The sequence below is a fragment of the Pseudomonas viridiflava genome (assembly GCF_003702045.1).
GTDB lineage: Bacteria > Pseudomonadota > Gammaproteobacteria > Pseudomonadales > Pseudomonadaceae > Aquipseudomonas > Aquipseudomonas viridiflava_C.
Map to the genome: position 1 here is coordinate 352,621 of NZ_RBTP01000069.1, position 12,156 is coordinate 364,776.

General features: G+C 58.5%; 12 protein-coding genes. 5 read left to right on the top strand and 7 right to left on the bottom strand.

Going from position 1 to position 12,156, the window contains the following annotated elements:
* Positions 1–6: 6 nt before the first annotated feature.
* Complete coding sequence (locus ALP40_RS22355) at positions 7–396, bottom strand: glutamine synthetase (RefSeq protein ID WP_122210324.1); 390 nt, start codon at positions 394–396, stop codon at positions 7–9.
* Positions 397–537: 141 nt separating this feature from the next.
* On the opposite strand from ALP40_RS22355, the gene zigA reads away from it, so the two are divergent.
* Both zigA and ALP40_RS22365 read left to right on the top strand, forming a co-directional pair.
* Positions 538–1,746 (top strand): zinc metallochaperone GTPase ZigA, encoded by a 1,209-nt coding sequence (zigA, locus tag ALP40_RS22360; RefSeq protein ID WP_122210325.1) that lies wholly within the window; start codon positions 538–540, stop codon positions 1,744–1,746.
* A complete protein-coding gene (locus ALP40_RS22365; RefSeq protein ID WP_122210326.1) occupies positions 1,746–2,396 on the top strand; it encodes a DUF1826 domain-containing protein in 651 nt (216 codons plus the stop codon). The genes zigA and ALP40_RS22365 overlap by 1 nt, the downstream gene beginning before the upstream one ends.
* 6 nt (positions 2,397–2,402) lie before the next feature.
* Here the strand turns inward: ALP40_RS22365 and ALP40_RS22370 are convergent, their stop codons facing one another.
* Positions 2,403–2,774 (bottom strand): NADH:ubiquinone oxidoreductase, encoded by a 372-nt coding sequence (locus ALP40_RS22370; protein ID WP_122210327.1) that lies wholly within the window; start codon positions 2,772–2,774, stop codon positions 2,403–2,405.
* 52 nt (positions 2,775–2,826) lie between these two features.
* Between ALP40_RS22370 and ALP40_RS22375 the strand changes: the two genes are divergently transcribed.
* Positions 2,827–3,804 carry a GTP-binding protein gene (locus ALP40_RS22375; protein WP_122210328.1) on the top strand — a complete coding sequence of 326 codons (978 nt, stop codon included), beginning with the start codon at positions 2,827–2,829 and terminating at the stop codon, positions 3,802–3,804.
* 150 nt (positions 3,805–3,954) lie between these two features.
* On the opposite strand, the gene ALP40_RS22380 is transcribed toward ALP40_RS22375, so the two are convergent.
* Positions 3,955–4,347, bottom strand: coding sequence for a DUF3301 domain-containing protein (locus tag ALP40_RS22380; RefSeq protein ID WP_083181938.1), 393 nt, complete (start codon positions 4,345–4,347; stop codon positions 3,955–3,957).
* 114 nt (positions 4,348–4,461) lie between these two features.
* Here ALP40_RS22380 and pdxY point away from each other — a divergent pair, with 114 nt between their 5' ends.
* Positions 4,462–5,328 carry a pyridoxal kinase PdxY gene (pdxY, locus tag ALP40_RS22385; RefSeq protein WP_122210329.1) on the top strand — a complete coding sequence of 289 codons (867 nt, stop codon included), beginning with the start codon at positions 4,462–4,464 and terminating at the stop codon, positions 5,326–5,328.
* A 48-nt stretch (positions 5,329–5,376) separates the two neighbouring features.
* On the opposite strand, the gene ALP40_RS22390 is transcribed toward pdxY, so the two are convergent.
* Complete coding sequence (locus ALP40_RS22390; RefSeq protein WP_122210330.1) at positions 5,377–5,862, bottom strand: acyl-CoA thioesterase; 486 nt, start codon at positions 5,860–5,862, stop codon at positions 5,377–5,379.
* Positions 5,863–6,162: 300 nt separating this feature from the next.
* On the opposite strand from ALP40_RS22390, the gene ALP40_RS22395 reads away from it, so the two are divergent.
* Positions 6,163–7,929 carry a cation:proton antiporter gene (locus ALP40_RS22395; protein ID WP_122210331.1) on the top strand — a complete coding sequence of 589 codons (1,767 nt, stop codon included), beginning with the start codon at positions 6,163–6,165 and terminating at the stop codon, positions 7,927–7,929.
* Positions 7,930–7,970: 41 nt separating this feature from the next.
* On the opposite strand, the gene ALP40_RS22400 is transcribed toward ALP40_RS22395, so the two are convergent.
* The 3 genes from ALP40_RS22400 to uvrD all read right to left on the bottom strand — a co-directional run bounded on the left by ALP40_RS22400 (position 7,971) and on the right by uvrD (position 11,893).
* Complete coding sequence (locus ALP40_RS22400) at positions 7,971–8,378, bottom strand: SMI1/KNR4 family protein (RefSeq protein ID WP_122210332.1); 408 nt, start codon at positions 8,376–8,378, stop codon at positions 7,971–7,973.
* Positions 8,379–8,509: 131 nt separating this feature from the next.
* Positions 8,510–9,352: a Tim44 domain-containing protein gene (locus tag ALP40_RS22405; protein ID WP_122210333.1), complete on the bottom strand. Its 843-nt coding sequence runs from the start codon at positions 9,350–9,352 to the stop codon at positions 8,510–8,512.
* Between the two features lie 357 nt (positions 9,353–9,709).
* Positions 9,710–11,893 carry a DNA helicase II gene (gene uvrD / locus ALP40_RS22410; protein ID WP_122210334.1) on the bottom strand — a complete coding sequence of 728 codons (2,184 nt, stop codon included), beginning with the start codon at positions 11,891–11,893 and terminating at the stop codon, positions 9,710–9,712.
* Positions 11,894–12,156: the final 263 nt, after the last annotated feature.

The window sequence follows — 12,156 nt, forward strand, 5'->3', positions numbered from 1 at the left end:
TCTGCTTTATCTGCAGCCGTTCAAGCGACTGCAGGTGATCTTGCTGCGTGTGCCGTCCGAGCTTGAAACACGCGTGATGGTCGTCCAGCCCACGCGCTGTATGGTGCCGATCCAGGCTTCTCCATCGGAAGCCAAACCTGTGAAGAACGTCAATTGGTCGTAGCGGCTGTTGGTCTGCACCCAGCGACGTTTATCCAGCACTTCATAGCCTCTCAGCCAGGTTGTTTGTCCCGCCGTGGTGACGCTGTAGTGATTGCCCAGCGCGTCGCTGCATGCCAGTACCGTGGCGCTGCGTGTGCATAACGCCAGATCGGCGGCAGGCTTTGCGCCCGCCGCCATCGCCTGCGCGCAGGTCAGAGCCAGTAGTGCAATCAGACCTGTCGCGACCTGTTTCATGAAGAACCCTTTGTTGAGCCATATAGCTATTTTTTGTTGTTATACTATAACATCCGCGAGTGATTAGAGCGTGCTGCCAGATGGATTCGTCGCAGCACGTACGAACAAGGCTCAAGCCTTGCACCCCGTTGGAGAATCCTGATGTCGAACCGTTTACCCGTTACCGTCCTGTCCGGATTTCTCGGTGCCGGAAAAAGCACCTTACTCAATTACGTGCTCCGCAACCGTGAAAATCTGCGTGTTGCCGTCATTGTGAATGACATGAGCGAGATCAATATCGACGGCGGTGAAGTCCAGCGTGACGTCAGCCTGAACCGCGCCGAAGAAAAGCTCATCGAGATGAGCAATGGCTGCATCTGCTGCACCTTGCGCGAAGACCTGCTCGAAGAAGTCAGCCGCCTTGCTCAGGATGGCCGTTTTGATTACTTGTTGATCGAGTCCACCGGCATTTCCGAGCCGTTGCCTGTTGCAGAAACATTCACCTTCCGCGACGAAGCGGGCAAGAGCCTGACGGATTTGGCACGTCTGGACACGATGGTGACGGTGGTCGACGGGGTGAACTTCATGCTCGACTACGAAGCCGCCGAAGGCTTGTCCACCCGTGGTGAAACCTTGGGTGAGGACGATGATCGCTCGATTACCGACCTGCTGATCGAGCAGATCGAGTTCGCCGATGTGATCCTGCTCAGCAAGATCGATTTGATCAGCTCCAGCGAGCGCGAAGAATTGATCGCCATCCTGAGGCGCCTGAATGCCGATGCCGATATCATTCCGATGGTGATGGGTGAGGTGCCTCTGGCCAGAATCCTTAATACCGAACGTTTCGATTTCGACCGCGCCTCTCAGGCACCGGGCTGGTTGAAGGAAATGCGTGGCGAGCACATTTCCGAAACCGAGGAGTACGGCATCGCCTCCACGGCCTACCGTGCCCGTCGTCCGTTTCATCCGGAGCGCTTTTTCAATTTCATTAATCGCCCGTGGACCAACGGCAAGCTGCTGCGCTCGAAAGGCTTTTTCTGGCTGGCCAGCAAATATAAGGACGCGGGCAGTTGGTCCCAGGCCGGCGGGCTGATGCGGCACGGGTTCGCAGGCCGATGGTGGCGCTTTGTGACGCGTGAGAGCTGGCCTGAAGATCAGGAAAGCGTGACCTCGATTCTGAACAATTGGTCGGTAGAAACCGGCGACTGCCGCCAGGAGCTGGTGTTCATCGGTCAAAACATCGATTTCGAGCAACTGACAGCCGAGTTGGACGGGTGCCTGCTGACCGATGCTGAAATGGAGGCGGGTGTCGAGTGCTGGAATGCGTTGCAGGACCCGTTTGGCCCTTGGTACGAGGAGGTAGCCGCCTGATGCATGCTCATTTTCTGAAATACCAGCCGCCTGTTCGTCAAGCGCATGGCGAAACGCCGGACGTGTTGGGCGAAGTGCTGGAAGACGGCGTCAATCTTGCGGTCTGGCAGCGCCAGTTGCCTGCGCACATCGAAGACTTCGGCACGTTGCTTCTGTCGATGGGCCAATCGTTGTCCGAATCCCTGACGCTGGAGGTGAAGGGTGGCGATGTCGAGCCCGATCTGCGCACCCTGGCCTCGGGATATGCCGACCTGCAGGGCTATCAAGGCTTTATCGCCGACGTGTCCTGGCTGGTCAGCGCCTACGCCTGTCTACTGGGTGCGGACTGCGTGGGGCTGCGCCTGCGAGTGCTCGACAAGGCCATGTGCCCGCGCTTTCACGTCGATCACGTGCCTGTGCGCTTGATCACGACCTATGCAGGGTGCGGCAGCCAGTGGCTCGAAGAGGGTGCCATTGACCGCAAGCAGCTGGGCCGTGCAGAAGCGGGGCCATTGGATAGCAGCGTTATCCGGCAGATCAATACTGCAGCCGTGGCGCTGCTCAAGGGTGAGCGTTGGCGCGGGAACGAAGGTGCGGGTCTGGTGCATCGCTCCCCGGCACTGGTGGGCAACGAGCGTCGGTTAATTCTCACGCTGGACTGGCTGGCATAGCGCCTGTTACGGCGTGACCCATTGGCCCTTGCTTTGCCCCTCGCAGAAGGGCTTGAGGTACAAAGCGTCTGTGGCCACGCCGTAATAGTGGATGTGTTCGCGATAAGGCATATTGGCGACCTGTGCATCGCGACAGACCCCGAATGCGCCTGTTGGGCATTGTTGAGAATAGGTGACGTCCGTCTTCTGGCCTGCCAGCTGGGGTTGGCAGAAGCCGTCGCGGAACAGGCCCTCCGGGATGTTGATGTTCTCCTGACAGACTTTGACGTCCAGTCGTTCGGCCTGACTGTGGACCAGGCACGCCTGAGCCCACGTCTTGCCGGGAAACAGCGCCATCAGCATTAACGCCAATCCGGCAGATAGCCGCTTTGCTTGCATCGTTACCTATCCTCGTTCTTCAATGACGAACGCACTCGCAGAAGTCACTCATATGCTGCAGAACATTCCCACACACGTCATCGGCGGCCCGCTGGGTGCCGGCAAGACCAGCCTCATCAAACAACTGCTGGCCCAGCGCCCGGCCCATGAGCGGTGGGCCGTACTGGTCAACGAATTCGGGCAAATTGGCCTGGACGCTGCGCTGCTGAGCACGGCTGAGGATGGTATCGCAATTGGTGAGGTGGCTGGCGGTTGCCTGTGCTGCGTCAACGGCGTGCCATTCCAGATCGGGTTGAGTCGCCTGCTGCGCAAGGCCAGGCCTGACCGTCTGTTGATCGAGCCTTCCGGGCTGGGCCATCCCGCGCAACTGATGGCGCAATTGCGCGAAGCACCTTGGCGCGGGGTGCTTGCGCTCCAGCCAGGCATCATGGTGCTCGATGCGTTGGCACTGGGCGAGGGTGAGTCACTGCCTCCCACCCAAGAGCAAGCACTGGTACTGGCCGGGTTGGTGGTCATGAACAAATCCGAACACCTGGACGAGTCTGCCAGGCAGGCGCTGATCACGCAGTTGGCAGGTCATTCCCTGTTTTGGACGCGTTATGGACAATTGCCCGTCGAGCTGTTGCCGGGTTATGCGCATCACAACGCTGTGGATAAATCCGCTGTGGATAACCTGGTGCTGCCGCCCAGCGTCGGGCTGTTGCCAATGGTCTGGACCGACCCCAACGTGCCCATCTGCCTGAGTCATGAGGGCGAGGATGGCTGGAGCATCGGCTGGCGTTGGCACCCCTCACAGCGTTTCGACCTGACACGCACCCTGCATTGGCTGGAAAGCCTGTCTTGGCGAAGGGCGAAGATGGTTATCCACAGCGAGGGCGGTTGGTATTCAGGGAATGTCGCAGACAGCGGGCGATTGGCCTGGCACGCCAGCGAATGGCGACAGGATTCGCGAATGGAACTGATTTTCGCGACGCCTCAAGACGTGGAGATGTTGCAGGCACAAATGGCCGGGTGCCTCATTAAACTATGACTAGAAGCGCCACTCTATTTTACTGGACCGTGGGAGCGGACTTGTCCGCGAAGGACCATGACGCCGCTCTCCTGATCTCCATCGCCGACAAGCGGTTGCGAGCCAGCGCTGGATTAGACAGGTAAAGGCATCTCCCGGTTTTTCTGGCGACTACTGCTTCCACTTCTGATGCGATTGACGCCACTCGCTCATCTGGATGATCTCGGCGCTGGGCGGGGGCGTCTTGATTTCAAACGGGTAGGGTGCCAGTTCGATCTGCGCGGTATGGGCCCCGAACATCGTGATCGTGCCGGGATGGCGCTGTTCACCGGTGACGGTGAACTCAAAGCCGTACACCCTGGCCAATCGTCTGTGGCCCTGGGCGTCGCGGGCAAAGGTGAGGCGGCGCAGGGCGACGTTACCGTCCAGCAACTCGAGTTCGAGCCGGGCGCAGTGCTGCTTGACGCGCTCCAATGCTTTCTCGCGCAGACCATGAGCGTGCCACCACCAGGCCGCAGCGCTTGCGAACAGCATCAGCACGAAAATGTTTCCCAGGGTCAGCATGACGGAGTGCTCCAGCAAAGGAGCCACCAGCTTAACTGTCCTGAGTGATTTACAGCCATACTGTGCGACTTATATTTCTCATTACTGCATTTGCATCGTGTTCAGGATACTCCCATGAAACGTACACCCCACTTGCTCGCTATCCAGTCCCATGTGGTCTTCGGCCACGCTGGGAACAGTGCAGCGGTGTTTCCGATGCAGCGTATCGGGGTCAATGTCTGGCCGCTCAACACGGTTCAGTTCTCCAACCACACGCAGTACAAGCAATGGACGGGTGAAGTGCTGGCACCACAGCAGATCCCGGCCCTGATCGATGGTATCGCCGCGATTGGCGAGCTGGGCAACTGCGATGCCGTACTGTCCGGCTATTTGGGTAGTGCAGCGCAAGGGCGGGCGATCCTGACCGGCGTGGCGCGCATCAAGGCCGCCAACCCCAAGGTGCTGTATCTGTGCGATCCGGTGATGGGTCACCCTGAGAAAGGGTGCATCGTTCCGGCAGAAGTCAGCGATTTCCTGCTGGAGGAGGCCGCAGCAGTAGCCGACTTCCTGTGCCCCAATCAGCTGGAACTGGACAGTTTCTCAGGCCGCAAGCCCGAATCCCTGCTCGACTGTCTGGCAATGGCAAAGGCCTTGTTGTCACGCGGTCCCCGAGCGGTAGTGGTCAAGCACCTGGATTACCCCGGCAAGGCCGCTGACGGCTTCGAAATGCTGTTGGTGACTGCCGAGGCGAGTTGGCACCTGCGCCGTCCATTGTTGGCGTTTCCGCGCCAGCCAGTGGGCGTGGGCGACCTGACCTCCGGCCTGTTTCTGTCGCGCGTCCTGCTGGGTGATGACTTGGTCGCGGCATTCGAATTCACCGCGTCTGCCGTGCATGAAGTGCTGCTCGAAACCCAGGCCTGCGGCAGTTATGAACTGGAACTGGTGCGTGCTCAGGACCGCATTGCGCATCCGCGCGTACGTTTCGAAGCGACCCGGCTGTAATCGCTCAAATCAGACGCTTGGTTCAGGCATCCCTGCCTGGGCCAGGTCTTACAAGGCTTCTTCCTTGATTTCCTGATACCGCTTTTCCAGTTCCTGACGGAGCTGGCGGCGTTGTTGCGCCTGAATGTAGCGGCGTTTGGCGTCGGCGCTTTCAGGCTCCAGCGGCGGGACGCTGGCCGGTTTGCGATTGTCGTCCACGGCCACCATCGTGAAGAAGCAACTGTTGGAGTGGCGCACCGAGCGCTCGCGGATATTTTCCGTCACCACTTTGATGCCGACTTCCATCGAGGTATTGCCGGTGTAGTTCACCGACGCCAGGAACGTCACCAGTTCGCCTACGTGTACCGGCTCGCGAAATATCACCTGGTCCACAGACAGCGTCACCACGTAGCGTCCGGCATAGCGGCTGGCACATGCATAAGCCACTTCATCCAGGTACTTGAGCAGCGTACCGCCGTGTACGTTGCCAGAGAAGTTGGCCATGTCCGGGGTCATCAATACAGTCATCGACAGCTGGGCGTTTCCGGGTTCCATAGCGTACTCACACGGTCAAGGTGTTGGTGGGCGCCTATGCTGGCGCTCAGGGGTTGAAGGGTCTTGCAATCACATTATCGGGACGCTGGCTGTCAGGCAGCCGTCACGCTTGCGGCCTATCTGTTTCCATATATTGCACCGGCTTTCTGCCGAGGGGGGCGGTGTTACCCTTCAAAAACCCGTGGATCGGGGTTTTTACTACGCATTTATCAGACTCTGATGGCGAGGTTACCGCTATATGACGTGACAGGGAGCGTCGATACCGGTCGAGAAGTCATCCTTCACAAGGAGCCGCACCCCATGCATGCCATCAATTTCATTCAGGATCTGGCAGTGATCATGCTGGTAGCGGGTGTGGTTACCATCCTTTTTCATCGGCTGCGGCAACCCGTGGTGCTGGGCTACATCGTGGCCGGCTTCATCATCGGGCCGCATACGCCACCCGTTGGCCTGATTCACGACGAAGACACGATAAAGATTCTGGCTGAACTGGGCGTGATCTTTCTGATGTTCTGCCTGGGGCTGGAATTCAGCCTGCGCAAATTGTTCAAGGTCGGTGCCACGGCGTTCATTGCCGCCTTCCTCGAAATCGCCTTGATGATTTGGATCGGTTACGAGATCGGCCAGTTCTTCGGCTGGAAAACGATGGACTCGCTGTTTCTGGGGGCGATTCTGGCGATCTCCTCGACCACCATCATCGTCAAGGCGCTGAACGATCTGAAGATGAAGAACGAGCGCTTCGCTCAACTGATCTTCGGGGTATTGATTGTTGAAGACATCTTGGGGATCGGCATCATTGCGCTGCTTTCCGGTATTGCGGTCAGCGGTTCGGTCAGCTCTGGTGAAGTGTTCTCGACGGTCGGCAAATTATCGCTGTTCATGATCGTGGCGCTGGTGATCGGTATTTTGCTGGTGCCCCGTGTGCTGGCGTACGTGGCGCGATTCGAAAGCAACGAGATGCTGCTGGTGACCGTGCTGGGCCTGTGTTTCGGTTTTTGCCTGCTGGTGGTCAAGCTGGAGTACAGCATGGTGCTGGGTGCGTTCCTGATCGGTGCAATCATGGCCGAATCCCGGGAGCTGGTAAAAATAGAACGCCTGATCGAGCCCATCCGGGACATGTTCAGCGCCATATTCTTTGTGGCAATCGGCTTGATGATCGACCCGAAAATCCTGCTCGATTACGCCTGGCCTATCGCGGTGATTACCGTCGCCGTGGTGCTGGGCAAGATGCTTTCCTGCGGGCTGGGCGCCTTTATCGCGGGCAATGATGGCCGCACTTCGCTGCGCGTCGGAATGGGTCTTTCACAGATCGGCGAGTTTTCCTTCATCATCGCGGCGCTCGGCATGACATTGCAGGTCACCAGTGACTTTCTCTATCCCGTGGCGGTGGCTGTTTCCGCTATCACCACGTTGCTGACGCCCTACTTGATTCGGGGCGCTGATCCGCTGTCGAACAAGCTGGCGGCAAGAGTGCCCGCACGCATCGCTCGCGTTTTCAATATGTACGGTGAATGGCTGCGCAGCATTCAGCCACAAGGGGAGGGGGCGGTGCTGGCCAAAATAATCCGGCGCATCCTGCTGCAGGTCGGCGTCAACCTGGCGCTGGTGATAGCAATCTTCTTCAGTGGTGGCTATTTTGCCGAGCGTATTGGCGGCTACATGAGCGAATGGATCGGTGACATCAGCCACCAGAAGGCATGGATCTGTGGCGCGGCCTTGTTGCTGTCGCTGCCGTTCCTGATCGCGGCCTATCGCAAGCTCAAAGCGTTGTCGATGCTGTTGGCCGAGATGGGCGTCAAGCCGGAAATGGCAGGGCGTCACACCGCACGGGTACGCAAGGTCGTGGCTGAAGTGATTCCACTGGTTTCGCTGGCGGTGATCTTCGTCATGCTGGCAGCGCTGTCGGCAAGCATTCTGCCGGCCAACGAATTACTGCTGGTGGTCGCTCTGGTCGCAGCGCTAGTGGCTGCACTCTTGTGGCGCTGGTTCATCCGCGTGCATACGCGCATGCAACTGGCGTTGATAGAGACACTGGGTAACAACAATCAGGAGTCATCCGGGCATTGAGCCCGGTGACACATTTTTCGGCAGGCGTCGATCAGCGGATATCAGCTTTCCAGCCAGACATCCCGCGCCCAATGCCAGACCGATTCCCAGCTTTCTTCGGTGACCAGTTCTTCTTCGGCTGACCACAACAGCACGGTGCCGTCTTCTTCGACACAGTAGTAGTCTTCACCGTCCTGGCAGATCGGGATCAGCTCGCGTGGCACGCCATTGTCCCAAGCGGTTGCCGCCACTTCCGGCAGGTAGGTATGCGACTGCGGGTCGGTGACCGTGACCGGCTCCAGGCTGCCATACACCACGTCGCTGACGGTCAGGAGAAACTCCTTGAAGACAAACGGGATGTTGATGAACAGCTGTTCCTCGATCTCGACCAACTGGTCTTCATCAGGCAGTTCGAGCGGAACCGGAACCGGTTCGTTTGCTTCACGCAGTTGTTCGATGACTTCTTCCACGACACAGATCCTCTCACTTGATGGCGCGGGTTATACAGTAGCGTAAAGGCTTTCTCAAAATAACTATCCGAACGGATAAACGAAAAACCCCGGACATGTCCGGGGTTCTGAACGCATGAACGTAATCTGGTTCAACCGTTCTGGCGAATTCCCGCAACCAGCCAGGGTTGGTTGTCGCCTTGTGCGCGTTCCATGTTCCAGCTTTCACTGAACACTTCGCCCTGATCAAAGCGCGAAGTTTTGGAAACACCCGAGAAGGTCAGCGTCGCGATCGTCTTGTCGGCACGATCATCCACACCGTCCAGCTGAACGGTGAGGTTATCGATGTAAGTCGACTGGAAGCCATCGCCCAGGTCCGCACGTTCCTTTTTCAGGAACTGGAGCATTTGCGGGGTCACGAACTCGGCGATCTTGTCCATCTCGTTGGCATCCCAGTGCTGTTGCAGCGACTGGAAGTGACTGCGAGCGGCCTCAAGGAAACGTTCTTCGTTGAACCAGGCAGGCGCGTTGATAACCGGCGCTGCGGAAGCCGCCGAACTGCTGCCGAAAATCGGGTTTTGCGCAGGCTGACTGGTTTCACGCTGGTATGGCGCACCGGCACCGGCCATTTTCGGCTGTTGCTGCTGACGTCGACGCGCAATGAAGCGGAAGATCAGGAAGGCGATCAGGCCTACGATCAGGAAGTCGAACAGTTGAAGGCCCTGGAAGCCGTCACCCATGAACATCGCCGCCAGCAGGCCACCGGCAGCGATGCCGGCCAATGGGCCCAGCCAACGGGACGCGCCGCTGGCGGCAGGCGTTGGGCGACCTGCAGCATTAGGCGCTGCGGCAGGGGTTGCAGGTGCAGTCTGGCGCGCTTGATGGCTCGGCGCCGAGCCCATGCTCTTGCCACCACCGAAACGCGCGGCGTTCACATCCAGACTCAGAGTGAGCCCGATGCACAGCGCCATCGCGAAGCTAAGAAAACGTTGCATATGGGTATTCCCGTTTTGTGATTGCACGCGCGCCATGTTGCACAGCACATGGCTGCATGACCAGCGCGTTAATGTTTCGGACTTTTACATAAAAGGCGTAAGACATTTCGCTTTAGCTTGTGGGCTTGGTCATTTGTACGTGCAGTTATACATAAGTTTCGCTGAATGAAAGCACAACCCAGGCATTAACGATGAGCGTGCTGTCGTGACGATAGGTGTCATATTCCAGAGCGGATGCGGAACGTCCCGGGCGGTGTTACCACGCAACGCGTGGGAACAATCACGAATCCCAAAGCTGATGATGATCGTGCGCATGCTCCGCGTGGGCATACGGAGCATAGGAACAATCGAAACCGGTTACAAAGCCACCAGCTTCGCGTAGCCCATCATCAGCCACTTGCTGCCTTCAGCGAAGTTGACCTGCACGCGGGCCTGAGCGCCTGCGCCCTCGAAATTGAGGATCACGCCTTCGCCAAATACCGCGTGCTGCACACGCTGGCCCAAGGTGAACTCGGTTTCCGGAATCCCGGTGCCGGTGAACAGACTACTGTTGTTGACCTTCTGCGTGCCGCCGAACGGTCGGCTGACACTGTTGGACAGGCGCACTTCCTGAATCAGCGCCGGCGGGATTTCACGCACGAAGCGCGATACCTTGTTGTAGGTTTCGCTGCCATACAGACGGCGTGTTTCGGCATACGTCATGACCAGTTGCTGCATGGCGCGAGTGATGCCAACGTAGGCCAGACGACGCTCTTCCTCAAGACGGCCGGGCTCTTCCAGGCTCATTTTGTGCGGGAACAGGCCTTCTTCCATGCCCACCAGGAACACGTGGGGGAATTCCAGCCCCTTGGCGCTGTGCAGCGTCATGAGCTGGATGCTTTCTTCATGTTCCTGAGCTTGGGTGTCGCCCGCTTCAAGCGATGCGTGACCCAGGAAAGCGGCCAATGGCGTCAGGTCCTCTTCGCTTTCGGTATTCTCGAAGGCGCGTGCAGCGCTGACCAGTTCCTCAAGGTTTTCTACCCGAGCCTGGCCTTTCTCGCCTTTTTCCTGCTCGTGATAAGTAATCAGCCCGGACTGCTCGATGACGGTCTGGGTCATCAGGTGCAGCGGCATGTCCATGACTTTGGCCGACAGGTTCTCGATCAGCTCGATGAACCCGCCCAGCGCAGTGGCTGCGCGGCCAGTCAGGCCTTTGTTGGCGACCAGCAGACGCATGGCCTCCCACATCGAGACGTCGGCGTGTCGGGCATGCTCACGAATCGCCTCAACGGTTTTCTCACCGATGCCGCGTGCCGGAACGTTGATCACTCGCTCGAGCGCCGCGTCGTTGCCGCGACCTTCCAGCAGTCGCAGGTACGCCATTGCGTTCTTGATTTCGGCGCGCTCGAAGAATCGCTGGCCGCCATAGATGCGATACGGAATACGCTCGCGCAACAGCGCCTCTTCCAGTACCCGCGACTGGGCGTTGGAGCGGTACAGAATGGCAATGTCGTTACGCGAAATACCGGTCTTGAGCACGCTCTCGATGGTTTCGACCACGTAACGCGCTTCGTCGTGCTCGTTGAAGGCGGCGTACAGGCTGATCAACTCGCCGTCGCCGACATCGGTCCACAGCTCTTTGCCGAGGCGACCGCTGTTGTTGACGATCAGGCCGTTGGCCGCTTTGAGGATGCTCGCCGTGGAGCGATAGTTCTGCTCCAGACGGATGACTTCAGTGTCCGGGAAGTCAGATGAATACTGGTGAATGTTCTCGATCTTGGCGCCGCGCCAGCCGTAGATGGACTGATCGTCGTCGCCCACCACCATGAGGCTGTCGCCGCCCTGGGCCAGCAGACGTAACCAGGCGTATTGCACCGCGTTGGTGTCCTGGAACTCGTCCACGAGTACATGGCGGAAGCGCCGTTGGTAATGCGCCAACAGACCAGGGTTGTCGCGCCACAGGTCCAGAGCGCGCAGCAGCAGTTCGGAGAAGTCGATCACTCCCGCTCGCTGGCAGGCGGCCTCATAGGCTTCGTAGATACTGCGCATGGTGGTGAGGAACAGGTCGCCGCTGGCCTGAATGTGCTGTGGGCGCAGCCCTTCATCTTTCTGGCCATTGATGAACCACTGTGCCTGACGGGCAGGCCAGCGTTGTTCGTCCAGACCCAGCTCGCGGATCACGCGCTTGACCAGACGTTGCTGGTCGTCGCTGTCCAGAATCTGGAAGGTTTGCACCAGCCCGGCTTCCTGCCAGTGCGCCCGCAACAAGCGGTGCGCCAGGCCGTGAAAAGTGCCGACCCACATGCCTGCCGGGCTGATGCCCATCAGTTGCTCGATGCGATGACGCATCTCGGCAGCCGCCTTGTTGGTAAACGTCACCGACAGGACTGAGTGCGGGGAGGCTTGCTCGACCTGCATCAGCCAGGCGATGCGGTGTACCAGCACACGGGTTTTGCCGGAGCCAGCACCGGCCAGAACCAACTGACGACCCACGGAGGCGGCTACGGCCTGGCGTTGGGCATCGTTGAGGGAATTGAGAAGCAGAGAGAGATCATCGCGCATCGGCGCATTCTAGGGTGCTGCGTCATGGTGGGCAAACCATGCTTTGCGTCAGACAATAAAAAATCCACAAGGCTGACGACCGGTCGGCACGCGATTATTTCATCAACAGGCAGATTGGTGAGAGCAATGGCCGAAATGCTGCTTCAATGATTCTGAGCGCGTTATGATTTCCGGGAGAACGTCGGTTATGTAGGATTATTCCCACATATTTTTATGAATCGCCCTCCTAAATGCCGAGCATGACGTTTCACGTTCGTTTAACT